This window comes from Homoserinibacter gongjuensis (assembly GCF_030161875.1).
Lineage (GTDB): Bacteria > Actinomycetota > Actinomycetes > Actinomycetales > Microbacteriaceae > Homoserinibacter > Homoserinibacter gongjuensis.
Genome location: NZ_BSVA01000001.1, coordinates 975,323 through 998,742, shown reverse-complemented (window position 1 = coordinate 998,742; position 23,420 = coordinate 975,323). Strand labels below are relative to the sequence as shown.

The following is a 23,420-nucleotide window of genomic DNA, read 5'->3' as shown; positions in this document are numbered from 1 at the left end:
GAATCCCCGCGCAACCTCCCGTCACACTTCCCATGGCGCGGCTGGACACGGCTCCCGCCGCGCCACGATTCGTGGTCAGGAGAGGGCGGGGATCACCGTCTTCTCGAAGAGCTCCACGCTCGAGCGGTCGTAGGCCGAGTCGGCGAAGTAGTGGATGCTGTAGCCCAGCCCCAGCTCCTGGCGCTCGCGCAGCACGTCGATGATCTCGTCGGGCGTGCCCGCGAGACCCTCCTTCGATGCGCCGCGATACGCCGACACGACCTCCGCCGCCTTCGCGTCGCCGATCGACGCCGCCAGCCGCGCTTCGAGCTCGTCGACCTTGCGGGTCACCTCGCCGCCCGTCTCGGCGATGATCGTGTTGAAGTTCGAGGAGCGCGTGATCGCGTCGAAGTCGGTGCCGAGCTTCTCGCAGTGCCCCCGCAGGATCTCGCTCTTGCGCGCGAACTCCTCGGCGCCGCCGTTGAAGTTGGTGTACCTCGCGTACTGCGCTGCGATCTTCAGCGTCACCTTCTCGCCGCCGCCCGCGACCCAGAACGGGATGCCGCCCTCCTGCAGGGGCTGCGGCTGCACGATCGCCCCGTCGACCTGCCAGAACTCGCCGTCGAGCGAGGCCTTCCCGGTGGTCCAGGCCTGGTGCATGATCTCGACACCCTCGCGCAGCGCCCGCAACCGGGCGGGCGCGTCCGGGAATCCGTAGCCGTAGGCGCGGAACTCGTGCTCGTACCAACCGGCGCCGATGCCCATCTCGAGGCGTCCGCCCGAGATGAGGTCGACCGTCGCAGCGACCTTGGCCAGATAGGCCGGGTTGCGGTAGGCCACGCACGTGCACATCTGACCGAGACGGATGCGCTTGGTCGAGGCGGCGAACGCTGCCATGAGGGTCCACGCCTCGTGCGTGGCCTCCTCGCTCGGCACCGGTGTGGTGTGGAAGTGGTCGTAGACCCACAGCGACTCCCACGGTCCCGCTTCGGCGGACTGAGCGAGGTCGTGCATGACACCCCACTGACGTGCGGGGTCGATGCCGACCAGGTCGAAACGCCACCCCTGCGGGATGAAAATGCCGAACTTCACTACTTGTTCTCCTGTTGTTCGATTTCGATGAGTTCGTCGCGCACCTTGCGACGCAGCACCTTGCCGATCATCGACTTGGGAAGTTCGTCGACCAGGTGGATGCGGCGCGGCACCTTGTAGGCCGCGAGCTGCTGCTTCGCCCACGCGCGCACGGCATCCGTGTCGAGCGTGACCCCTGGCTCGGCGACGACCGCCGCGACCACGTGCTCGCCGTCGCGGGCGTTCGGGATGCCGACGATGGCGACATCCGCGATGCCGTCGTAACTGCGCAGCATGTCCTCCACCTCGGACGGCGACACGTTGAAGCCGCCCGTGATGACGAGCTCCTTGATGCGGTCGGTGATCGTCACGAAGCCGTCGTCGTCGATGGAGACGATGTCGCCGGTGCGGAACCAGTCGCCCACGAAGACCTCGGCCGTGGCCTCCGGCTTCTTCCAGTACCCCGAGAACACCTGCGGGCCGCGCACGAGCAGCTCACCCGGCTGGCCCGGCTCGACGTCGTTGGTCGGGTCGTCGGGGTCGACCACGCGCACCTCGGTGCCGGGCAGCGGCAGGCCCACCGTGCCGGCGCGGCGGTTCGGTGCGACGGGGTTGGCCATGAGCACGGGGGAGCATTCCGACAGGCCGTAACCCTCCACGAGGTAGCCGCCGGTGAGGGCCTCCCACGGCTCCACGACCTCCTTCGACAGCGGCATCGCGCCCGAGATGGCGATCTCGATGCCCTTCAGTGACACACCCTTCGCCTCGGCCGCCTTACGGAGGCGGTCGTAGAGCGGCGGCACCGCCGGCAGGAAGGTCGGCGGGCGCTTCTTGAACACCGGGAGCACGAGGTCGGGGTCGGGCTTCGGGAACAGCACGAGCCGCGCCCCCATGCTCATCGCGAAGGTCAGGCAGAGCGTCAGCCCGTAGGCGTGGAAGAGCGGAAGCACGGCGTGCACGGATGCCGTGCCGCGCGGGATCGAGGGCACCCACGCGCGCGCCTGCGCGGCGTTGGCGACGAGGTTGCGGTGGCTGAGGTTCACGCCCTTGGGGCTTCCGGTGGTTCCCGAGGTGTACTGGATGAGCGCGAGGCTCGCGGCGTCGGGACCGGGTACCTCGGCCGGGATCGCGGGGCCGCCCACGAGCTCCTCCCACGGCACGGTGCCCTGCACCTCGGTCGTGAGCTCGGCGCGGCTCTTCCGGGCCTTCTCGATCGGCAGCTTCAGCAGCATCCGCATCTTGAGCGGGAAGGCGCGGGTCATGTCGACCGACACGATGGAGTCGAGGGCGAGGTCGCGGGGGAAGTCCTGCAGGGTGGGGACCGTCTTGTCCCACGCGATCGCGACGCGTGCCCGGTGGTCTTCGAACTGGTGGCGCAGCTCACGCGCCGTGTAGAGCGGGTTGTGCTCGACCACGACCCCGCCGATGCGCAGCACCGCGTAGAAGGCGACGACATGCTGAGGGCAGTTCGGCAGGATGAGCGCGACGCGATCCCCGGGCTTCACACCGAGACGCCGCAGGCCCTCTGCGGCGTGCTCGATCTGCTCGCCGAGCTCGGCGTAGCTCGTCTCGCGCCCGAAGAACTCGAGGGCGACGTTGCGCGGGTAGGTGGCGACCGACTCGGCGATGAGGTCGCCGAGCGTGCCCGGCGGCACCTCGAGCTCTCGGGGTACACCGTCGGCGTAGGAGTCGAGCCATGGCTTCTCAGCGGGCGACCTCGTCACCCTGGCAGCCTACGCCGTCGGGTCACGGCTCGAGCCGCGCCATGATCCTCAGCGGGCGAGCTCTTCGCGGATCGCGGCGACGAAGGCGTCGACGTCGGCCTCCGTCGTGTCGTACGCGGTCATCCAGCGCACCTGACCGGCCGCACGATCCCAATCGTAGAAACGGAAGCGGGCCCGGATGCGGTCGGCCGCGTCGTTCGGCAGGATCGCGAACACCGCATTGGCCTGGGTGGCCTGGCTGAAGGCGAGCTGCGTGATCGAGCCGTCGGCGATGCCCGCCTCGAGCGCGGACCGCAGACGGGCCGCCATCTGGTTCGCGTGCGCCGCGGCGCTCAGCCCCACGCCCTCGAAGAGGGCGAGCAGCTGGGCGCTCAGGAAGCGCATCTTGCTCGCGAGCTGCATCGAGGTCTTGCGCAGGCGCACGATGTCGGCCACGCGGTCGGGGTCGAGCACGACGATCGCCTCGACGCCGAGGGCGCCGATCTTGGTGCCGCCGAAGCTCAGGATGTCGACCCCGGCATCCGTGGTGAAGGCGCGGAACGGCACACCGAGCGCGGCGGCCGCGTTCCAGATGCGGGCGCCGTCCATGTGCACCGCGAGCCCCGCGGCGTGGGCCGCGTCGGCGATCGCACGCACCTCATCCGGCGTGTACAGGGTGCCGAGCTCGGTGGTCTGCGTGATCGACACGGCCGCCGGTTCGGAGCGGTGCTCGTCGTCCATGCCCCACGCCTCGGTGGCCAGCAGCTCGGGGGTGAGCTTGCCGTCGGGCGTCGGCACGACGAAGAGCTTGAGCCCCGCCACCTTCTCGGGGGCGCCGCCCTCGTCGGTATGGATGTGGGCCGTGCTCGTCGTGACGACGGAGCCCCAGCGCGGCAGCAGCGCTGTGAGCGACACGACGTTGGCTCCCGTGCCGTTGAAGACGGGGAACACCTCCGCGCGATCCCCGAACTCGGCGCGGATCATCTCGCCGAGGCGAGCGGTGTAGACGTCCTCGCCGTAGGAGATCTGGTGGCCGCCGTTCGCGTCGACGATCGCCTGCAGCACCTCGGGGTGGATGCCGGCGTAGTTGTCGCTCGCGAAACCGCGGAAGGTCGTATCGTGCAGAGTCACGCCCTCCATTCTGCTGTGGTTTCGGCGCCTCGCTGTCGTGTCACCGGGCGCGGGGCGCCGAAACCACCGCGAGACTCAGCCCTTGAGGGCCTCGCCGAGCTTCACGCGCTGCCCGAGCCGCAGGAGGGAGTTCTCGTAGATGCGGGCGCCGAGCGCGATCACGCCCACGCACGTCGCCAGCAGGATCGCGAGCGAGAGCAGCGGCTCCCACCACTGCGCGTCGCCGAGGAACAGGCGCAGGGGCATGCCGATCGGGGCCGAGAACGGTACGTACGACATGACCGTCACCACCACCGGGTTGTCGTTGAGGAACACCGTGACGAAGTACGGGATCATCACGAGCATCGTCACCGGGGTCGTGGTCGAGCCGATGTCCTCCTGGCGCGACACCATCGCGCCGGTGGCCGCGAAGAGCGCCGCCAGCAGGATGAAGCCGAACACGAAGAAGACCGCGAACCAGATGAACGGCATCCCGAGCCCGAGCAGCAGCGTGCTCTGACCGGTGACGCTCAGCGCGACGATCGCGATCGCGAGCAGCAGCGCCACCTGCCCGAGGGCGAGGATCGTCGTGCCGAGGATCTTGCCGGCTAGCAGCACGCGCGTCGGGATCGTGGCGAGCAGGATCTCGACGACGCGGGTCTGCTTCTCCTCCACCACGGATTGCGCGATGGTCGAGCCGAAGGTCATCGCCGAGAGGAAGAACACGAGGCCGAAGCCGATCGCCACGATGTAGCCGAGGAATCCGGCCGTGCCGTCGTCGTCCAGCAGCTGCACCGGGGTGCGACGCTGAGCGCCTGCACGACCGAGACCGGCACGCTGTCGTCGCCGAGCACCGCGAATCCGAGCGGGCCGTCGTCGGGCACGATCGCGGCCTCCACCTCGCCGTCGCGCAGCAGCTGCTCGGCGGCGTCACGGTCGGCGACGTCCTGCGGGTCGACGCTGGCATCCGCGGGCAGGGTCACGCCCGACACGACGGCGACCTTCGGGTCGCTCGCGGTCGCCGAGACGACGGCGCTGACGACGACCGAGCCGAGGATCAGCACGAGCAGCAGGCCGGTCGACACCAGGAAGGCGACCGAGCGCAGGCGCACGATGACCTCGCGCATCGCGACGAGCCAGACGCTGCGCGGGGTCGAGTACGGGCGAGCGGTGGTGCGGGGGTGGTGGTCATCGGACGACCTCCTTGAAGATCTGGGCGAGAGACGGATGCTGTCGCGCGAAGTCGGACACCCCACCGCGCGCGACCGCGGCCGCGAGCACGCGCTGGGCAGCATCCGGATCATCCGCGTCGAAGAGGGCGTAGCCGCCGTCGGCTTCGAGCACGGTGACGCCGGGCGTCTCGCGCACCCAGCCGGCGTCGCCGTCGGTCTGCAGCTGGTAGCGCAGGGTGGCGTGCTCGGCGCGCAGGGCGTCGCGCGGGCCCGCCGCCCGGATCGCGCCGCCCGCGATGATGACGAGGTCGTCGCAGAGCCGCTCGACGATGTCGAGCTGGTGGCTCGAGAACAGCACGGGAACGCCGCGACGGGCGCGGTCGGCGAGCACCTCGACGACGACGTCGACCGCCATCGGGTCGAGCCCGCTGAAGGGCTCGTCGAGGATGAGCACCTCGGGGTCGTGCACGAGCGCCGCCGCGATCTGGGCGCGCTGCTGGTTGCCGAGCGAGAGCTTCTCGATGGCGTCGCCCGCGCGCTCGCTGAGTGAGAGGCGCGCGAGCAGCTCGTCGGTGTTGGCCTTGGCGTCTGCCGGGGTGAGACCGTGCAGGCGGGCGAGGTAGATGAGCTGTTCGCCGAGCTTCATCTTGGGGTAGAGACCGCGTTCCTCGGGCATGTAGCCGAAGCGGCGGCGACCCGTGGGGCCGAGCGGCGCGCCGTCGAGGGTGACCGTGCCGGAGTCGGCCTCGAGCACCCCCAGGATGATGCGCATCGTCGTGGTCTTGCCCGCGCCGTTCGCGCCGACGAAGCCTGTCATCCGGCCGGGTGCGACGTCGAAGCTCACATCGTCGAGCACCCGGCGGGTGCCGTAGGTCTTGTTGACGCCTCGGATCTCGAGCACAGGGCCTCCTTCGTTCCGCGCCCCACGCTACGACCGCCCTCCGGCATCCGCCTCCCCCGTACGGCGGAAGCCCCCGACGGAGTCCGTGAGAGTACGCACTTTGGGGCGGAATCGGCCCGGATCTCCGCAAAAGTGCGTACTTTCGCGGAGACCACGCAGGGGTCAGGCGCGCACGAAGCCGGAGCGGTAGGCGCGCACGACGGCCTGCACGCGGTCGCGCACGCCGAGCTTGAGCAGGATGTTGGAGACGTGCGTCTTGACCGTCGCCTCGCCCACGTAGAGGCGGCGGGCGATCTCGACGTTGGAGAGGCCGTCGGCGAGCAGCCGGAACACCTCCGCCTCGCGGTCGGTGAGCTGGGTGAGCGCCTCATCCGGGGCCGGGGCCTCGGGACTCGGGGCGCCGAACCGCTCGATCACCCGGCGCGTGACGGCGGGCGACAACAGCGCCTCGCCCGCGGCGAGCACGCGCACGGCGTCGACGAGCTGCTCGGGACTCGCGGTCTTCAGCAGGAACCCGGATGCGCCCGCCTCGAGCGCCTGGAACAGGTAGTCGTCGCGATCGAACGTGGTGAGCACGAGCACGGCCGGACCCTCGGATGCCGACGCGATGCGCCGCGTCGCCTCGAGCCCGTCGAGTCCCGGCATCTGCACGTCCATGCACACCACGTCGGGCGACAGCGTCCCGGCGAGCTCGACGCCCTCGGCCCCGTCGCCGGCCTCGCCGACGACCTCGAGGTCGGGCTGGGCGTCGATCATCACGCGCAGGCCGGTGCGCACGAGCGGCTGGTCGTCGACGAGCAGCACCCGCGTCACGCGGGAACCTCCTCGGGCAGCGGGATGCGGGCGCGCACGAGGTAGCCTCCGCGGCTGCGCGGACCGAGCTCGAGCGTGCCCCCGGAGGCCGCCACGCGCTCGCGCATGCCGAGCTGCCCCAGCCCGCCCGGCATCCGGTGCACCGCGATGCCGCCCGAGTTGGCGACCTCGAGTTCGACGTGGTCGCCGCCGTAGCGCACGCGCACGTCGGCTGTCGCATCCGGGCCGCCGTGCTTGCGCACGTTCGTGAGGGCTTCCTGCGCGATGCGGTACAGGTTGACGCTCGCGACCGAGGGCACCCGCACGGCCTCGCCGATCACGCGGTAGCTCGTGGGCAGACCCGCGTCCACCGAGGCCGCGACGAGTTCGGGCACGCGGTCGAGCCCGCGCACCGAGTCCTCGGGCTCGTCACTGTCGCGCAGGGTGGTGAGCAGATCGTGCAGCTCGTGGATCGCGTCGCGGCTCGCCCGCTCGATCGTCTGGAGTGCCTCGGATGCGGCTCCCGCGTCGCTCGTCAGCACGGTGCGTGCCGCGCCCGCCTGGATGCCGATGACGCTCACGTGATGCGCGACGGCGTCGTGCAGTTCGCGTGCGATGCGCACGCGGTCGAGCGCGACGGCTTGGGCGGCGGTGCGCTCGCGCTCCTGCTCGAGCTCGGCGGTGCGTTGTTCGAGCTCCCAGCGTTGGCGCGCGGAGGTGAAGGCGCGATCGCCGAACCACCACGCCGCCGCGAAGTAGAGCAGGTTGATGAGCACCTGGATGAGCATGTAGGCCAGCAGCGGCGAGAACGCACCCGCGCGCGAGAAGTCGTCGAACGAGTCGGGGTCGGTCGCGGCCTGGAAGATCGACACGAGCAACCAGACCGCCATGGTGAGCACGATCGCGGCGCGTACACCGATCGCGAGGCCGCGGCGCGACACCCACGCGCCCACCGAGTAAAGCGCCGTGAAGAGCGAGATGTTGAGGATCAGCAGTTCGGGCACCTGCAGGCTGCCGCACGCGATGAAGCCGACGGAGACCGCGATCGCCGCGATCACCGGATGCGTGCGGCGCACCGCGAGCGGCAGGATGGCGAGAGCCAGCAGCGCAAAGGTGGGCACGGCATCCGCGGGCTCGGAGAAGATGCCTGCCACCCGGTAGAGCTGCTGGCTCAGCACGGCCGCCACGTAGAGCCCGATCGCGATCGCGAGGTCGATGCGGCCCTCACGTCGGGTCGGCGCCGGCCGCACCCATACGGGTGTCGGCTGATTGGATGCCGCGGTGGTCACGCGCACACTTTAGGCGGCGTCGCCTGGCTGCGCCTCCGCCTCAGGGGGACGGATGCGCACACCGTTCCGAGGTTCTCGCGCATGCGCTGAGCCACGGCGCCGAGCACGCGCTTCTCGTCGTCGCTCATGAGGTCGAAGAACCATGCGCGGATGGCGTCGGTGTGATCGCGGGTGGCGCGCAGCAGCAGGCGGCTGCCGTCGGCGGTCAGCACGACCCAGACGCCGCGCGCATCCGTCTCGCACTCCCGACGCTCCACGAGTCCGCGAGCCTCCATGCGAGCCACCTGGTGGGAAACCCGGCTCTTCTCCCACGAGAGCTCCTCGGCGAGTTCGCCCGTGCGCAGGCTGTGCTCCGCCGCCTCCCACAGGCTCAGCATGAGCAGGTACTCGGGATGCGAGATGCCCGCGTCGCCCTGCAGGCGCTTGTCGAGCGCGGCGACGAGTTCACGGCCTCCACGGAAGTAGTCGCGCCAGAGCTCCCAGTCTTGCTCGCTCACCTCGGACACGGTCGACATGCGCCCCAGGATAGCCGCAGGAATAGGTTGACGCGTCAACTGGTTGTGTTAGCGTGACACGTCAACTAAATCTTCGGGAGGACATCACATGAGCAGCCCGCTCCGTATCGGCATCATCATCGGCAGCACTCGACCCGGCCGCGTCGGCGACCAGGTCGCGGCGTGGGTGCAGGAGCACGCCTCGCGCCTCGGCGAGGCCGAATACGAGGTGATCGACCTCGCCGAAGTGAACCTGCCGCTGCTCGACGAGGCCGTACCGGCATCCGCGGGCCGCTACACCCACGACCACACCCGCGCCTGGGCCGAGAAGGTCGACGGCTTCGACGGCTTCGTCTTCGTGACCTCCGAGTACAACCACGCGCCCTCGCCGTCGCTGCTCAACGCGATCTCGTTCATCTACCGCGAATGGAACGACAAGGCCGCCGCGATCGTCAGCTACGGCGCGCTCTCCAGCGGCGTGCGCGCCGCCGACAAGCTGCGCAGCACCCTCGGCGAGCTGCAGATCGCCGACGTCCGCACCCAGCTCGCGTTCTCGTTCTTCCACGACTTCGAGAACTTCAGCGTCTTCACGCCGGGCGAGCAGCACTTCGCGAGCCTCCAGGCGCTCGTCGACCAGCTCGAGAGCTGGGCGACCGCGATGCAGGGCGTGCGCGCCGCCAAGCTCGAGGCGTCCGCCGCGGCCTGAGCCGACAGCTCTGCCACGGTTTCGGCGAGCCGCGCCGCTCACGCGGGCCGCGGATCGCCGAAACCGCGGCGCAACGGGAGGCGCCCAGGCGTGTCGTCTACCCTGATGAACCATGGCGGTTCCCCCGATCTGCCGACCCTCGACGAGACGGTCGCCCTCGTGCGACGCTGGCTCGCGGCGGCGGATGACCTCCTTCTGACCCCGGCGCGAAGCTGCTCGCGGGGGTGCTGAAGGACCCGGTAGGGCTCGACTTCACGCTCGGGTTCGTGGATCGGGTCGTGCGCCCCGAGGACCCGCGCGTCGCCGCGAAGAACTTCGAGCGCCTCTCCCGCCGGGTGCCGCGGTTCCTGCCGTGGCCGCTCCGTGCGCTCATCACGCTCGGGGGCGGCTTCTCAGTACTGTTCCCGTGGCTCGTCATCCCGATCGCTCGGCGCGTGCTGCGGCGCATGGTCGACCACCTCGTGGTCGACGCGACCCCCGCAAACTCGACAAGACCCTCGGGCGGCTGCGCGCATCCGGAGCCCGCCTGAACCTCAACCTGCTCGGCGAGGCCGTGCTCGGCGACCGCGAGGCGGCGCGCCGCCTGCAGGGCACGCGCGAGCTGCTGGCCCGCGACGATGTCGACTACGTGTCGGTCAAGGTGTCGTCGATCGCCGCCCAGCTCTCGCTGTGGGGGTTCGACGAGACCGTCGAGCGCACGGCCTCGCTGCTGCGTCCTCTCTACCTCGACGCTGCGCGCACCCGGAGAGCCAAGTTCATCAACCTCGACATGGAGGAGTACCGCGATCTCGGCCTGACGATCGCGGTGTTCACGCGCCTACTCGAGGAGCCCGAGCTGAGGAACCTCGAGGCGGGCATCGTGCTGCAGGCCTACCTGCCCGACTCGGTCGCGGCCCTCGCCCACCTCACCGAGTGGGCGCAGCGACGCGTGGCGGCGGGCGGGGCCGGCATCAAGGTGCGCATCGTGAAGGGCGCCAACCTCGCCCTCGAGCGCGTCGAGGCGACACTCCACGGATGGCCGCTCGCCACCTGGTCGAGCAAGCAGGCCACCGACACCAACTACAAGCGGATGCTGCTGGCCGCGCTCACCCCCGAGGCGACGGAGGCGGTGCGCATCGGCGTCGCCGGCCACAACCTGTTCGATCTCGCGTGGGCGTGGCTGCTCGCGCAGCGTCGGGGTGTCGAGCATCAGGTCGACGTGGAGATGCTCCTCGGCATGGCGGGTGCGCAGGCGCGCGCCGTGCGGTCCGACATCCGGCGCCTCATCCTCTACACGCCCGTCGTACAGCCGGATGAGTTCGACACCGCCGTCGGCTACCTCGTGCGGCGACTGGAGGAGAACGCCGGCAGCGAGAACTTCATGTCGGGCATCTTCGAGCTCGACGACGAGAAGGTCTTCCGACGCGAGGCCGACCGCTTCGCGCGCGCGCTCGCCGAGCTCGACGACGACGTGCCGCCGGCCAACCGCACCCAGAACCGCCTGAGCCCGCCCCTGCCGCGCGCGCCCGAGCGATTCCGCAACGAACCCGACACCGACCCCGCGCTCGTGGCGAACCGGCTGTGGGGCGTCGGCATCCTCGAGCGCTCCGCGGAGAGCACGCTCGGCGTCGACACGATCGCGGCGGCGCGCATCGACGACCCGGCGCGGTTGGACGCGCTGCTGGCCTCTGCGGCCGAGGCGGGTCGGCACTGGGGCCAGGTGCCGGGTCATTCGCGCGCGGAGCTGCTCGAGCGTGCCGCCGAGGTGCTCGCGGTGTTCCGCGGACGCTTCATCGAGGTCATGGCATCCGAGACCGGCAAGACGATCGCCGAAGCGGACGTCGAGGTGAGCGAGGCTGTCGACTTCGCCCTCTTCTACGCCGAGCGCGCGCGTGAGCTGAGCGCCATCCGGGATGCCGCCTTCGCCCCGGCCGGGCTCGTGGTGGTGACACCGCCGTGGAACTTCCCGGTGTCGATCCCGGCCGGCGGGGTGCTCGCATCCCTCGCCGCGGGAAGCGCCGTCGTGCTCAAGCCCGCGCCGCAGGCCCGCCGGTGTGGTGCCGTGCTCGCGGAGGCCCTGTGGGAGGCGGGCGTGCCGCGGGAGTTGCTGCACCTCGTGGACGTCGCCGAAGACGAGCTCGGCAGGCGGCTCATCACCGCGCCTCAGGTGGGGCGGGTCGTGCTGACGGGCGCGTACGAGACCGCGGCGTTGTTCCGGTCGTGGCGCCCCGAGCTGCCGCTGCTGGCCGAGACGAGCGGCAAGAACGCCATCGTGGTGACCCCGGCCGCCGACTACGACCTCGCCGTGCGCGACATCGTCGCCAGCGCATTCGGCAACGCCGGGCAGAAGTGCTCGGCCGCATCCCTCGCGATCCTCGTCGGGTCGGCGGGGGAGTCGGAGCGCTTCCGTCGACAGCTCGCGGATGCCGTGTCGAGTCTCGCGGTCGGGTACCCGCAGGATCCGTCGTCGGTGGTGGGCCCGCTCATCGAACCCGCATCCGGCAAGCTCGCTCGCGCTCTCACCCAGCTCGAGGAGGGGAGTCGTGGCTCGTCAAGCCGCGGCAGCTCGACGGCACCGACCGCCTCTGGTCGCCGGGGGTGCGCGACGGGGTGGCGGCGGGCTCCGCGTTCCATCGCACCGAGTACTTCGGTCCGGTGCTCGGTCTCATGCGCGCGGCGACGCTCGACGAGGCGCTCGAGCTGCAGAACGCGGTGGCTTATGGGCTGACGGCGGGCATCCAGTCGCTCGACGCCGACGAGGTCGCGCACTGGCTCGACAACGTGCAGGCGGGCAACCTGTATGTGAACCGCCCCATCACGGGCGCGATCGTGCGGCGGCAGCCCTTCGGCGGGTGGAAGCGTTCCTCGGTCGGTCCGGGCGCCAAGGCGGGCGGCCCCAACACGCTGCTCGTGCTCGGTGACTGGCACCCCGTGCCGGCCGCGCCCGAGGGCGACCTGCGGCTCGACGGGCTCGAACCCCGCGTGCAAGCGCTCATCGAGGCGTTCCAGCCCGCGCTCGACTACGGCGGGTTCGATGCGGTGCGGCGGGGCGCCTACTCGGACGCTGCGGCATGGGCCGCCGAGTTCGGCACCTCGCGCGACGAGTCGCAGCTCGGCGTCGAGCGCAACGTCTTCCGCTACCGGCCGACCGCGGTGACGGTGCGCCTCGCCGAAGACGGGCAGCTCGCCGAGCTCGTGCGCGTGCTCGCGGCCGCCGCGCTCGCGCGGGCCACCGTGGCGATCAGCTCGGCGACGCCGCTGCGCATGGCACGCGTCGTGTCGGCGCTCGGCTGGAGCGCGACCGTGGAGTCGGATGCCGCCTTCGCCGCGCGCGCCGCGCGCGAGCTGCCCGCGCGGGTGCGGCTCGTGGGCGGTGACCCGGCGGCGCTCGCGGCGGCCCTCGGCGGCTCGCCCGATGTCGCGGTGTACGGCGGCCGGGTCACGGCGGCGGGGCGGATCGAGCTGCTGCCGTTCCTGCGCGAGCAGGCGGTGTCGATCACGGCCCACCGCTTCGGCACCCCCGACCGCGCGATGATCGGGCTCGAGGTGTGAGGATGGCCCCCATGACCATCCCGTCGATTCCCCTCAACACCGGCGCCGGCATCCCGCAGCTGGGCCTCGGCACCTGGCCGCTCGACGACGCCGAGGTCGCGGATGCGGTCGAGGCCGCCGCCGCGCTCGGCTACCGCCACATCGACACCGCCACCAAATACGGCAACGAGGCGGGCGTGGCCGACGGCATCCGGCGCAGCGGCATCGATCGCGCCGAGTTCTTCGTGACCACGAAGCTCGACGGCGGATTCCAGGGCGGCGACCGCGCGATCGGCGGGCTCGAGGCTGCGCTCGATCGGATGCGGTTCGACTACGTCGACCTGCTGCTCATCCACTGGCCGCTGCCGCAGCGCGGGCTCTTCGTCGACACCTGGCGCAGCTTCGAGAAGCTGCACGCCGACGGACGCGCGCGGGCGATCGGCGTCTCGAACTTCCGGCCCGAGCACCTCGAGGTGCTGCTCGCCGAGACCGATATCGTGCCGGCCGTGAACCAGATCCAGCTCAACCCGGCCGTGCCGCGCCTCGACCACCGCGCCTACGACGCCGAGCACGGCATCGTGACCGAGTCGTACAGCCCGCTGGGCGGCCAGGGTGCGCGCGTGCTCGATGCCCCCGTCGTGCAGCGCATCGCCGAGCGCCTCGGACGCACGCCGGCGCAGGTCGTGCTGCGCTGGCACGTGCAGCAGGGGCTCGTGGCGATCCCGAAGTCGGCCTCGCCCGAGCGCATGCGCGACAACCTCGCGGTCTTCGACTTCGAGCTCGCGGCATCCGACCTCGACGAGCTCGCCACGCTGTCGCGGGGCCCGGATGCGGGCGTCGACTCGAACGTCGACGGGCACTGAGCTTGTCTGGCGCCGCGGTAATCCGCGGCGCGCAGCCGATCGAGTGCCGACTCAGCCGGGTGCTGCAGAGTCAGCTGATTGAGAGCGCCGCCTGCAGGGCGACGCGTCTCGAAATCGGCGTCCGGGGTGACGGAGGTTTCGAGACGCGGCTGCGCCGCTCCTCAACCCCTGAGTTACGGATCGCGGGGAGGCCGCGCCGCTCCTCAACCGCCGGAGTCGAGCGCGGAGTCGACCGCCGCGCGCACCCGCTCGGGTGGCACCCGGTGCTCGCGTGCCACCGCGGCGAGTTGAGTGGCGAGCTCCTGCACGCGACGCTCACCGGCATCCGCAGACCATGCCACGAAGGTGCCGCCCCGGCCTCGCGTCTCGATCGCCCCGGCGGCTTCGAGCTCCTTGTAGGCGCGTGCCACCGTGCCCGGCGCGAGCCCCAGTTGCTCGGCCAGTGCGCGCACGGTCGGCAGACGCGAGCCCGCGGCGCGGGTGCCGTCCTGCATCTCCGCGAGCAGACGTGCCCGCAGCTGCTCGTAGGGTGCCTCGGCGGCCATCAGTCGTAGCTGCGGTGGATGAGGTGCGAGAGCACGATCGCGCTGCGGGTGTGGTCGACCGAGGGCGCGATGCGCACGCGCTCGAGGGCATCCTCGAGCGAGGGGATGTCGCGCGAGCGGATGTGCACGATCGCGTCGGCCGAGCCGGTGACGGTCGAGGCGTCGACCACCTCGGGCACCTGGGAGAGGATGCGCTTGAGCTCGTCGGGGGCGACGGTGCCGCGGCAGAACAGCTCGACGTAGGCCTCGGTGGCCATGCCGTCGACGGCGGGGTCGACCTGGATGGTGAAAGCGCGGATGACGCCGTCGGCGACGAGGCGGTCGACGCGCCGCTTCACCGCGGATGCCGAGAGCCCGACCCGGTCGCCGATGTCGCCGTAGCCGGCGCGGGAGTTCTGACGCAGCATGTCGAGGATGCCGTAGTCGATGTTGTCCACGGGCGAAGTCTATGCGGGTTTCGTGCGCGAGGCACCCCGTTCGCGCATGAATAGTGCACACAACGCCAGCATGCACCGGATGGGTGCGTGCGACACTGGCGGCATGACCCTGATCGATCCTGACCCCACGACCCAGGAGCGCCGGGCCACGAGCCGCACGGTGCTCATGTGCCGCCCGGAGTTCTTCACCGTCAGCTACCGCATCAACCCGTGGATGCATCCGGAAGACCCCACCGACACGGGCAACGCCCTCGAGCAGTGGCAGAAGCTCTACGACCTCTACCTCACGCTCGGCTACGACGTGCACCTCATCGAGCCCGTCGAGGGCCTGCCCGACATGGTGTACGCGGCCAACGGCGGCTTCGTGCTCGACGGCATCGCCTACGGCGCCCGTTTCCAGTACCCCGAGCGCGGACCCGAGGGCCCGGCCTACATGGACTGGTTCCGCGCGAACGGCTTCGAGGTGCACGAGCCCGTCTCGACCAACGAGGGCGAAGGCGACTTCCTGCTGGTCGGCGACACGATCTACGCCGGCACCGGCTTCCGCTCCGATGCCGCAAGCCACGACGAGCTGCGCAAGATCTACGACCGCGAGGTGGTCACCCTGCGCCTCATCGACCCGAGCTTCTACCACCTCGACACCGCCTTCGCGGTGCTCGACTCCGAGGGGGCCCCGCATCCGTGGCCTACCTGCCGACCGCGTTCGACGATGCGAGCCGCACCCTTCTCGAAGAGCGGTTCCCGGATGCCGTGCACGTCAGCGGCACGGACGCCGCGGTGCTCGGCCTCAACTCGTTCAGCGACGGACGCAACGTCGTGATCGCCTCCCGTGCCACCGACTTCGAGCGGCAGCTGACCGAGCGCGGCTACATCCCGCACGGTGTCGACCTCTCCGAGCTGCTGCTCGGCGGCGGCGGCGTGAAGTGCTGCACCCTGGAGTTGCGACGATGACCGCGAACCTGGCATCGCCGGCCGTGACCGACCAGACCGCCCGCTACCTCGAGCAGGCCGAGCAGTTCGGCGCGCACAACTACCATCCGCTGCCGATCGTGGTCGCGGAGGCGTTCGGCGCCTGGGTGACGGATGTCGACGGCAAGCGCTACCTGGACTGCCTCGCCGCCTACTCCGCCCTCAACTTCGGTCACGGGCATCCGGTGCTCGTCGACGCGGCCAAGGCCCAGCTCGAGCGGCTCACGCTCACGAGCCGCGCGTTCCACAACGACAAGCTCGGGCCGTTCCTCGAGGCTCTCGCCAAGCTCGCCGGTAAAGAGATGGTGCTGCCCATGAACACCGGCGCGGAGGCGGTCGAGTCGGCCGTCAAGATCGCGCGCGCGTGGGGCTATCGCGTGAAGGGCGTCGAGCACGACCGGGCCAAGATCATCGTGGCCGACGGCAACTTCCACGGTCGCACGACCACCATCATCAGCTTCTCTAACGATCCGGATGCGCGTGCCGACTTCGGTCCGTACACGCCCGGTTTCGTGTCGGTTCCGTACGGCGACGCCGCCGCGATCGCCGCGGCGATCGACGACGACACGGTCGCCGTGCTGATCGAACCCATCCAGGGTGAGGCGGGCATCATCATCCCTCCAGATGACTACCTACCCGCGGTGCGCCGCCTCGCCCGGGATGCCAACGTGCTCTTCATCGCCGACGAGATCCAGTCGGGGCTGGGGCGCACGGGCGCGACCTTCCAGTGCGACAACGCGGGGGTCATCCCCGACCTCTACCTGCTCGGCAAGGCGCTCGGCGGCGGCATCGTGCCGGTGAGCGCGGTGGTCGGCGACGCGTCGGTGCTGGGCGTGCTCCGGCCGGGCGAGCACGGCTCGACCTTCGGCGGCAACCCGCTCGCGGCGGCCGTCGGGATGGCGGTCGTGGGACTGCTCGAGACGGGCGACTACCAGCGGCGTGCGGCGTCGCTCGGGGCCGGGCTGCGTGCCCGGCTGGACGGGCTCCTCGGGCGGGGCGTGGTGGAGGTGCGCTCGGCCGGGCTGTGGGCGGGGATCGACATCGACCCCGCGCTCGCCACCGGACGCCGCGTCGCGGAGCTGCTCGCGGAGCGCGGCGTGCTCGCCAAGGACACCCACGGCTCGACGATCCGCCTCGCGCCGCCCATCGTGGTGGAGGCCGACGAGCTCGAGTGGGCCGTCGACCAGCTCGAGGCGGTGCTCACCGACCTGGGCGCCTGACCCCTCCCTCCGCCTCCGTGAGAGTACGCACTTCGGGACGCCGGAGCCCCGTTTCCGACCCCAAAGTGCGTACTTTCGCGGACAGGGGCCGATAGCGTGCGGGGGTGAGCTTCGTCTTCCCGGATGCGACCCATACTCCGCTGCGCGGCGGTGCCACCCTGCGCTGGGGCGTGCTCGCACCCGGCGCCATCGCTGCTGACTGGGTGAGCGCCGTGCACCGCTTCACCGACCAGCGGGTCGTCGCGGCGGCGTCGCGCTCTGCGGAACGCGCGCAGGCCTTCGCCGAGCGCCACGGCATCCCGCGCGCCTACGGCTCGTACGAGCAGCTGGTCGCCGACCCCGAGGTCGACATCGTCTATGTCGCGGCGCCGCACACCGAGCATCGCCGCCTCGCCCTGCTCGCGATCGACGCCGGCAAGCACGTGCTCGTCGAGAAGCCGATGGGCGTCTCGGCCGCGGATGCCGCCGAGATCGTCGTCGCGGCCCGCACGGCGGGCGTCTTCGCGATGGAGGCGATGTGGTCGCGCTTCCTGCCGCAGACGACCATCATCCGCCGCCTGCTCGACGACGGCACGTTCGCGGAGGTCGCGGGCGCCGCCGCCACTTTCGCCGGCCGCTTCGAGTACGACCCGCACAGTCGCGCCTTTGATCCGGCGCTCGGCGGCGGCAGCCTGCTCGACCTCGGCGTCTACACGCTGTGGTGGGCGCATTTCTGCCTCGGCCGGCCCGACTCCGTCGCGGCCACGGGCGAACTCGCGCCGACGGGCGTCGACGCCGACGCCCGCGTCGTGCTCGGCTGGGGCGAGGAGGTGTCGGCGAGCTCGTTCACGAGCATGAACGTCGACCTGCCGATCACGGCCATGGTCGCCGGCTCCAACGGCATGAAGCTCGAGGTGCAGCCGTTCGTCGGTCCGGGCGGCTTCCGCATCGGACGGGCGGATGGCGGCAACGCCTACTGGGAGGACGAGACCGGGATGCGGTGGCGCGATGGGCTCTGCTACCAGGCGACCGCAGCCGCACAGCACGTGGCCGACGGCCGGCTCGAGGCGCCCGAGCATCCGCTCGACGCGACCCTCGACATCCTGAGCATCATCGACGAGGCCCGCCGCCAGCTCGCCCCGAGTTGAGTCACAGCCCCGCTTCGCGCGCGAGCTCGGCCGCCTCGGCGCGCGAGAGCACCTGCAGCTTGGTGAGCACGGCCGAGACGTAGTTGCGCGCGGTCTTGGCGGAGATGTAGAGCCGCTGCGCGATCTGCTGATTGCTGAGGTCTTCCGCCAGGAGCGCGAGCACCTCGCCCTCGCGCTCGGTGAGCTGGGGGAAGCGACGGGTGGCCCGGCCTCGCGAGGGGTCGTCGGCGAAATGCCGCGCGACGCGCTGCGCGACGTTCGGGCCGAACACCACGTCGCCCGCCGCGACCGAGCGGATCGCGCGCGAGATGTCGTCTTGCGAGGCGCCCTTCAGGAGGTAGCCGCGTGCTCCGGCGCGCATCGCGAAGAAGAGCGTGTCTTCGTCTTCCGACATCGTCACGACGACGACGCCCACCTCGGGGGCGGAGGTGCGGATGCGCTCCGTCGCCGCGATCCCGTCGAGCCCCGGCATCTGCACGTCCATCACGATCACGTCGGGTCGCAGCTTCTCGGCGAGGGCGACGGCCTCCTCGCCGTCGGCCGCGGTGCCGACGACCTCGACGCCGGGGAGCGAGCCCAGAAGCACCGCGAGTCCCTCGCGGAAGACCGGGTGGTCGTCGGCGACCGCCACGCGGATCTCGGTCATGGCACCATCCTCTCGTGCAGCGGCATCCGTGCCGTGATGCGGGTGCCGGTGGAATCGCTGTCGATCGTGAAGGCGCCCCCACCTCGTCGACGCGCTCACGCATCGAGGCGAGCCCGGTGCCGACGGGCGCGTCGCGGTGCAATCCGGCACCGTCGTCGGCGACGTGCAGGACGAGCTCGGACCCCTCCGCTGTGAGGGCGACGCGGCAGTGCGTTCCCTGCGAGTGTCGCACGGCGTTCGCGACGGCCTCGCCCACGAGGAACGTGCACGCGACATCGACGGCGGCCGACCGCTCGGGAAGCTCGTCGATGTCGCACGTGACGGTGAACGCACCCGTGCCCGCCCCATCGAGGCGGCTGCAGATGCGGCGGACCGCCCCCTCGAGCCCCACCTCGTCGAGTGCGGGGGGACGCAGGCCGGTGACCGTGCGGCGCACGGCATCCGTCGCCTCGCCGATCTCGATCGACGCGAGGTCGAGTTGCTCTGCGGCACGGGCGGGATCCGCCGCCGCGAGGTTGCGGGCGGCGTCGACGCGCATCCGCACCCCTGCGAGCACTGGGCCGAGCCCGTCATGCAGGTCGCGATGCAGTCGGAGCCGCTCGGACTCCCGCGCGGCCACGAGGCGCTCGCGGGCGAGTCGCAGCTCGGCTGTCGCGGCGGACGCGCGGATCGCGGTGGCCGTCTGCCGGACGAGGGTGCTCAGCAGGCGTCGGTCGCGAGATGAGGCCAAGGGTCGCCGCGGACGGTCGACGCTCAGCTCACCGAGAGGTTCCCCGACGACGAGGAGGGGGATGTGCAGCAACTCCCGTTGCTCGTCGAGGTGCCCGTCGAGCGCCACGAGTGAGCCGTCGCCCGTGTCGAGCACGATGCGCACCCCGCGAGCACCGAGGAGCTCGCGCACGGCGCGCGCGAGCTCGCGCACTTGCTCGCCCGGCGCCCCTGCAAGCTCGAGGCGCTCACCGAGCATGTCGGCGACCCGGAAGGGATCGCCGCGCGCCCCGGACACCGCGCGCGCCACCTCGGTCACGAGCCGATCCCGCAAGGGCGTGTACGCGAGCAGCGCGAGGATGGTCGCGACGACGAGCGCGGTGCTGTCTTCGATGAGCGCGCCGAGCGTCACGATGAGCAGCAGATCCAGTGCGAGCACGGTCACCACGAGCGCGCCCGAGACGATGCTCCACGTGATGACGCCGTCGATGCGCGACAGTCGGGTGCGGGTGACGACGATCGCGATCGTGGCAGTCATGACCGCCGTGGCGACCACGTTGAGCATCTCGCCGAGCACGTAGGGCACGACGGCGAGCACCAGCAGCAGCTGCGCGACGTAGACGGTCGCGGCCCACGCGAGCCAGCGCACCTGCAGTCGGAAGACCCCTTCCTCCCTCCGGCGTGTGAGCAGCGAGCCGAGGGTGAGTGCCACCCCGACGACCGCGACCACGAGCGCCGCGGGCACGAGCACGGCCCACACGGCATCTGGGATCGACAGCTCGGGCGGGGCGCCGTGTCCGGCGAGGCGCGGATCCGGCACGCCGAAGACGGGCGCGAGGACGCGGGTGGGGGCGAGAAGGAGGGTGCCCATGGCGAGCACCGCGAGTGTGACCCCGGTGACGGCAGCGGCGCGCGGGCCCGCCTGACGCGGGAGGCGCGAATCCGGCAGAAGCGCCAACGCGACGGGCAGGAGCAGCACGGGGACGAGTGACCAGCGCTGGCCGAGGAAGACCGCGACCTCGAAGGCGTCGAGCGCGCCGCCGCGCGCGACGACGGCGTTGACCGTGGCGCTCGCGATGCCGTCGGCGATGTTCGAGAGCCCGAACACCGCGAGCACGGCACCGACCGGGTCCGCTCCACGCCGTCGGATCACGAAGGCCCCGCTCGCCGCGGTCGCAAGCCCCGCCAGGGCGCCCGACCAGCCGGGGGCGAGCGCCACGTCGCCCCACGGCGCGCCCGTCGCGGTGTCGAGCCCGACCGCGATGACGGCGCCGGCGAGCCCGAGCGCGACGATGACGACCGCGGCGACGGAGCCCATCCGGGAGGCGGGAGTGTGCACGGTGACATCGTGGCAGGGGAGGCGTCCCGTGCGCGCGGGTCACGGTGTCCCGGGACGCCGGGACGCACGCGGGCGAGATCGATGCGCGTCGCCCCTGTCGCGCCGGGCCGCCACCGGGCGACTCTGGGGATGCGCGGCAGGGTGCCGTGCGCCAGAACCCCTGGAGGTCCTCTATGTCCCCGTCCGTCCCCGAGGCGACGATCCGCTCCCTCGGAGCCGTGGCCGCGACCGCGGCGTTCGGCTCGGGCGTGCTCGCACTCGTTTTCGAACGTCAGTGGCCCGACCCGCTCGCGGTGCAGCTCGCCGACACGGGAACCCTCGTACTCGGAGTGGCGATGCTCGCCGTCGTGGCGCTCCACCTCGTCTCGCGGGCGGCCGGCGGCGCCCTCGTGGTCGCCGTGCGGCTCGCGGCGGCGATCTCGGCCACCGGCATGATCGTCGCCGTGATCCTGCATCTCGCATCGGGGCGAGTCGACGACTACAGCCTCGTCGACATCGCCACGATCGCCGGCATCGCGGCTCTCGCCGCGCTCGCCCTGCTCACCTGGCGCTCCCGGCGCTGGGCCCCTGTGCCCCGACTCGCGATGCTGCTCGTGCCGCTCGCGATCGCGGTTGCGCTTCCCGTCGCGCTGCTCACGGCCATCAATGTGGGTCGCGACATCGCGACCACGGCGATGGCGCTCGGCTACGGACTCGTCGGGCTCGCCGCCCTGGTGCGCCCGGCGCTGCTCACGCAGGAGTGGCCGACCACCGGCGAGCAGGTCGGAGCCTCCGCCGAGCTGTTGCCGATGGGTGCGACGCGCGGGTAGCGCATCCGCTGGAGTGCCGTGCCGTTTCAGGTGCGGCGCGGCACTCCGTCGTGATCGTCGCCGCCGAGAAGGGCGTTCGTCGGGCGCGCGGGGGCGGGGCGGCGTAGCGTGGAGACGTGACTGCGCTGACCCCCAGCTGCTCGAGGGCATCCGCTCGCGCGCGGCCGACTACGACCGCGAGAACCGCTTCTTCGACGAGGACCTCGCCGAGCTGCGTGAGGCCGGCTACCTGCGCCCGCGCTCTCTGTCCGAGAACGTCGCCCAGCAGAGGCTGCTCGCCGCCTACGCGCCGTCCACAGCGCTCGCGGTCAACATGCACCTCATCGTGGTGGGCATCGCGCGTACTCTCGCCGAACGGGGCGATGACTCGCTCGCCTGGGTGTTGGCGGATGCCGAGGCAGGTGAGCTGTTCGCTTTCGGCAATTCGGAGCCCGGCAACGATCTGGTCATGTGGGACTCGCTGACGACCGTCGAGCGAGTTGAAACCCCGTCGCCGGGTTCGCCTTCACGGGCACGAAGATCTTCACCTCGCTCGCGCCCGCCTGGACCCGCCTCAGCGTGTTCGGCAAGGAGGCCGACGGCCCCGACGGCCCGCGCCTCGTGCACGGCATCCTCACGCGCGACGACGCGGGCGTCACGACCCTCGACGACTGGGACACCCTCGGCATGCGCGCCACCCAGTCCCGCACGACCAAGCTCGACCACGTCGTGATCCCCGACGCGCGCATCGTGCGCTTCCTGCCGGTCGGGCCGAACGCCGACCCGTTCATCTTCGCGCTGTTCGCCAACTTCCTGACCCTCATCGCATCCGTCTATGCCGGCATCGCCGACCGCGCTCTCGAACTCGCCGTCGAGGCGGCGCAGAAGCGCACGAGCCTCAAGAACGGGGAGCGCCCTACGCGGCCGACCCCGACATCCGCTGGCGTATCGCGGATGCGGCCCTCGCCCTGGATGCGCTGGCCCCGCAACTCGAGACGGTCGCTCGTGACGTCGACACGCGCGCCGACCGCGGAGCGCGCTGGTTCCGCGACCTGACGGGCCTCAAGCACCGCTCCACCGAGACGGCTCGCCATGTCGTCGACCAGGCGATGCGCGTGGCGGGTGGCGGCGGCTACCGCAATGCGAGTGAGCTCGCACGGTTGCACCGCGATGTGCTCGCCGGCATCTACCACCCCTCCGACACGGAGTCGGTGCACGCGACGGTCGCGCAGCACCTGCTCGGGCCGCTGTAGCGGGCCGGCGTCGGCGGCGGTTTCGAGACGCGCCCCGCGCGCGCTCCTCAACCACCTGACCGTCGAGCTACAGCCGTCGAGCTGGTTGAGGAGCCGCGCAGCGGCGTCTCGAAACCAGCGCCTGACCGTCGAGCTACAGCCTCCCCAGCCACTGGGCGCACAACGCCGTCCACGCGCCCGCGGGCTCGCCCTCGGCGAGTCCCACGCCGTGCACATCCCCCGGCAGCACGTGCAGCTCGTGCGGCACCTGGGCGGCGGCGAGCGCCATGCCGAGCAGGTAGCTGTGCTGCACGGGCACCACGGGGTCCTCGGCCGTGTGCCACACGAAACTCGGCGGGGCCAGCGGCGTCACGAGCTGATCGAGTGAGGTGGCCCGCCGCGCCTCCCAGGGGCCTTCGCGCCGAGCAGGTTGACGCGCGATCCCTTGTGGGTGGGCAGCAGCATCGACACGACGGCGTAGCTCAGCACGACGGCATCCACGCGCTCCTCGGGCGCACCTGCCGTGTAGGCCGCCATGCCCGCCGCGTGACCACCTGCCGAGAAGCCGAGCAGTGCGACGCGCCTCGCACCCGATTCGCGCACGCGGCGCACCTCGGCCCGCACGGCATCCAGGGGCGCCGGATGCCGGGTCAGCACCGGATACGCGAACACGCTGGCGGCGTGGCCGAGTGCGCGCAGCCATTCGGCCACCGGCTCCCCCTCGTGCGGAGCGTGCCGGTGGTATCCGCCGCCCGGCAGCACGATCACGTGAAGCTCATCCACAGTTCCATCATGCGCGCGATGCCCCTAGCCTGACCC

General features: G+C 71.4%; 18 protein-coding genes and 5 pseudogenes. 9 read left to right on the top strand and 14 right to left on the bottom strand.

The features are described from left to right. Positions 1–75 precede the first annotated feature (75 nt). The 8 genes and pseudogenes from QQK29_RS05390 to QQK29_RS05355 all read right to left on the bottom strand — a co-directional run bounded on the left by QQK29_RS05390 (position 76) and on the right by QQK29_RS05355 (position 8,532). Positions 76–1,071, bottom strand: coding sequence for an LLM class F420-dependent oxidoreductase (locus QQK29_RS05390; RefSeq protein ID WP_284298445.1), 996 nt, complete (start codon positions 1,069–1,071; stop codon positions 76–78). Continuing rightward, positions 1,071–2,774: a long-chain-fatty-acid--CoA ligase gene (locus QQK29_RS05385; RefSeq protein WP_284298442.1), complete on the bottom strand. Its 1,704-nt coding sequence runs from the start codon at positions 2,772–2,774 to the stop codon at positions 1,071–1,073. Before QQK29_RS05385 ends, QQK29_RS05390 begins: the two co-directional genes overlap by 1 nt. 48 nt (positions 2,775–2,822) lie before the next feature. After that, positions 2,823–3,893 carry a threonine aldolase family protein gene (locus QQK29_RS05380; RefSeq protein WP_284298440.1) on the bottom strand — a complete coding sequence of 357 codons (1,071 nt, stop codon included), beginning with the start codon at positions 3,891–3,893 and terminating at the stop codon, positions 2,823–2,825. Positions 3,894–3,959: 66 nt separating this feature from the next. Then, positions 3,960–4,990 (bottom strand): annotated as a pseudogene (locus tag QQK29_RS05375) (ABC transporter permease). 61 nt (positions 4,991–5,051) lie between these two features. Continuing rightward, positions 5,052–5,936, bottom strand: a complete 885-nt coding sequence (locus QQK29_RS05370; RefSeq protein WP_284298438.1) for an ABC transporter ATP-binding protein — start codon at positions 5,934–5,936, stop codon at positions 5,052–5,054. A 162-nt stretch (positions 5,937–6,098) separates the two neighbouring features. Further along, positions 6,099–6,749, bottom strand: a complete 651-nt coding sequence (locus QQK29_RS05365) for a response regulator (protein ID WP_284298436.1) — start codon at positions 6,747–6,749, stop codon at positions 6,099–6,101. Then, positions 6,746–8,017, bottom strand: a complete 1,272-nt coding sequence (locus QQK29_RS05360; protein ID WP_284298434.1) for a sensor histidine kinase — start codon at positions 8,015–8,017, stop codon at positions 6,746–6,748. The genes QQK29_RS05365 and QQK29_RS05360 overlap by 4 nt, the downstream gene beginning before the upstream one ends. Beyond that, positions 8,014–8,532: a MarR family winged helix-turn-helix transcriptional regulator gene (locus tag QQK29_RS05355; RefSeq protein ID WP_284298432.1), complete on the bottom strand. Its 519-nt coding sequence runs from the start codon at positions 8,530–8,532 to the stop codon at positions 8,014–8,016. The genes QQK29_RS05360 and QQK29_RS05355 overlap by 4 nt, the downstream gene beginning before the upstream one ends. 88 nt (positions 8,533–8,620) lie before the next feature. Here QQK29_RS05355 and QQK29_RS05350 point away from each other — a divergent pair, with 88 nt between their 5' ends. The 3 genes and pseudogenes from QQK29_RS05350 (at position 8,621) to QQK29_RS05340 (ending at position 13,590) form a co-directional block, all read left to right on the top strand. After that, positions 8,621–9,217, top strand: coding sequence for an NADPH-dependent FMN reductase (locus QQK29_RS05350; RefSeq protein ID WP_284298430.1), 597 nt, complete (start codon positions 8,621–8,623; stop codon positions 9,215–9,217). 105 nt (positions 9,218–9,322) lie between these two features. Then, positions 9,323–12,748, top strand: a pseudogene (locus QQK29_RS05345) (bifunctional proline dehydrogenase/L-glutamate gamma-semialdehyde dehydrogenase). Between the two features lie 11 nt (positions 12,749–12,759). After that, positions 12,760–13,590 carry an aldo/keto reductase gene (locus QQK29_RS05340; protein WP_284298428.1) on the top strand — a complete coding sequence of 277 codons (831 nt, stop codon included), beginning with the start codon at positions 12,760–12,762 and terminating at the stop codon, positions 13,588–13,590. A 203-nt stretch (positions 13,591–13,793) separates the two neighbouring features. Here the strand turns inward: QQK29_RS05340 and QQK29_RS05335 are convergent, their stop codons facing one another. Together QQK29_RS05335 and QQK29_RS05330 are read right to left on the bottom strand one after the other, a co-directional pair. Continuing rightward, entirely contained in the window at positions 13,794–14,135 is a 342-nt protein-coding gene (locus tag QQK29_RS05335) for a GntR family transcriptional regulator (RefSeq protein ID WP_284298425.1), read from the bottom strand. Further along, complete coding sequence (locus QQK29_RS05330; protein WP_284298422.1) at positions 14,135–14,572, bottom strand: Lrp/AsnC family transcriptional regulator; 438 nt, start codon at positions 14,570–14,572, stop codon at positions 14,135–14,137. The genes QQK29_RS05335 and QQK29_RS05330 overlap by 1 nt, the downstream gene beginning before the upstream one ends. Positions 14,573–14,675: 103 nt before the next feature. On the opposite strand from QQK29_RS05330, the pseudogene ddaH reads away from it, so the two are divergent. The 3 genes and pseudogenes from ddaH to QQK29_RS05315 all read left to right on the top strand — a co-directional run bounded on the left by ddaH (position 14,676) and on the right by QQK29_RS05315 (position 17,888). Further along, positions 14,676–15,523 (top strand): annotated as a pseudogene (ddaH, locus tag QQK29_RS05325) (dimethylargininase). After that, positions 15,520–16,761: an ornithine--oxo-acid transaminase gene (gene rocD, locus QQK29_RS05320; protein ID WP_284298420.1), complete on the top strand. Its 1,242-nt coding sequence runs from the start codon at positions 15,520–15,522 to the stop codon at positions 16,759–16,761. The pseudogene ddaH and the gene rocD overlap by 4 nt, the downstream one beginning before the upstream one ends. Positions 16,762–16,865: 104 nt before the next feature. Beyond that, positions 16,866–17,888: a Gfo/Idh/MocA family protein gene (locus QQK29_RS05315; protein WP_284298418.1), complete on the top strand. Its 1,023-nt coding sequence runs from the start codon at positions 16,866–16,868 to the stop codon at positions 17,886–17,888. Between the two features lies 1 nt (position 17,889). Here QQK29_RS05315 and QQK29_RS05310 read toward each other — a convergent pair whose 3' ends face one another. Both QQK29_RS05310 and QQK29_RS18485 read right to left on the bottom strand, forming a co-directional pair. Next, on the bottom strand, positions 17,890–18,534 hold the full coding sequence (locus tag QQK29_RS05310; RefSeq protein WP_284298416.1) for a response regulator transcription factor: 645 nt from the start codon (positions 18,532–18,534) through the stop codon (positions 17,890–17,892). Positions 18,535–18,991: 457 nt separating this feature from the next. Continuing rightward, positions 18,992–19,501: pseudogene (locus tag QQK29_RS18485) on the bottom strand (histidine kinase); the annotation flags it as partial. Here QQK29_RS18485 and QQK29_RS05300 point away from each other — a divergent pair. The 3 genes and pseudogenes from QQK29_RS05300 (at position 19,500) to QQK29_RS05290 (ending at position 22,622) form a co-directional block, all read left to right on the top strand. Continuing rightward, positions 19,500–19,823: a hypothetical protein gene (locus QQK29_RS05300; RefSeq protein ID WP_284298412.1), complete on the top strand. Its 324-nt coding sequence runs from the start codon at positions 19,500–19,502 to the stop codon at positions 19,821–19,823. The pseudogene QQK29_RS18485 and the gene QQK29_RS05300 sit on opposite strands and share 2 nt — an antisense overlap. 931 nt (positions 19,824–20,754) lie before the next feature. After that, positions 20,755–21,390 carry a hypothetical protein gene (locus QQK29_RS05295; RefSeq protein WP_284298410.1) on the top strand — a complete coding sequence of 212 codons (636 nt, stop codon included), beginning with the start codon at positions 20,755–20,757 and terminating at the stop codon, positions 21,388–21,390. 136 nt (positions 21,391–21,526) lie between these two features. After that, a pseudogene (locus QQK29_RS05290) lies at positions 21,527–22,622 on the top strand (acyl-CoA dehydrogenase family protein). A gap of 133 nt (positions 22,623–22,755) precedes the next feature. On the opposite strand, the gene QQK29_RS05285 reads toward QQK29_RS05290, so the two are convergent. Beyond that, a complete protein-coding gene (locus tag QQK29_RS05285; RefSeq protein WP_284298408.1) occupies positions 22,756–22,974 on the bottom strand; it encodes a prolyl oligopeptidase family serine peptidase in 219 nt (72 codons plus the stop codon). Further along, positions 22,971–23,384 carry an alpha/beta hydrolase family protein gene (locus QQK29_RS05280; RefSeq protein ID WP_284298406.1) on the bottom strand — a complete coding sequence of 138 codons (414 nt, stop codon included), beginning with the start codon at positions 23,382–23,384 and terminating at the stop codon, positions 22,971–22,973. Before QQK29_RS05280 ends, QQK29_RS05285 begins: the two co-directional genes overlap by 4 nt. Positions 23,385–23,420 lie beyond the last annotated feature (36 nt).

What these genes read in the sequence shown, in the direction of transcription:
- QQK29_RS05380 (WP_284298440.1), bottom strand. Translation starts at nt 3,893, where the DNA reads ATGGAGGGCGTGACTCTGCACGATACGACCTTCCGCGGTTTCGCGAGC.
- QQK29_RS05355 (WP_284298432.1), bottom strand. Translation starts at nt 8,532, where the DNA reads ATGTCGACCGTGTCCGAGGTGAGCGAGCAAGACTGGGAGCTCTGGCGC.
- QQK29_RS05350 (WP_284298430.1), top strand. Translation starts at nt 8,621, where the DNA reads ATGAGCAGCCCGCTCCGTATCGGCATCATCATCGGCAGCACTCGACCC.
- QQK29_RS05340 (WP_284298428.1), top strand. Translation starts at nt 12,760, where the DNA reads ATGACCATCCCGTCGATTCCCCTCAACACCGGCGCCGGCATCCCGCAG.
- QQK29_RS05335 (WP_284298425.1), bottom strand. Translation starts at nt 14,135, where the DNA reads ATGGCCGCCGAGGCACCCTACGAGCAGCTGCGGGCACGTCTGCTCGCG.
- rocD (WP_284298420.1), top strand. Translation starts at nt 15,520, where the DNA reads ATGACCGCGAACCTGGCATCGCCGGCCGTGACCGACCAGACCGCCCGC.
- QQK29_RS05310 (WP_284298416.1), bottom strand. Translation starts at nt 18,534, where the DNA reads ATGACCGAGATCCGCGTGGCGGTCGCCGACGACCACCCGGTCTTCCGC.
- QQK29_RS05300 (WP_284298412.1), top strand. Translation starts at nt 19,500, where the DNA reads ATGTCGGCGACCCGGAAGGGATCGCCGCGCGCCCCGGACACCGCGCGC.
- QQK29_RS05295 (WP_284298410.1), top strand. Translation starts at nt 20,755, where the DNA reads ATGTCCCCGTCCGTCCCCGAGGCGACGATCCGCTCCCTCGGAGCCGTG.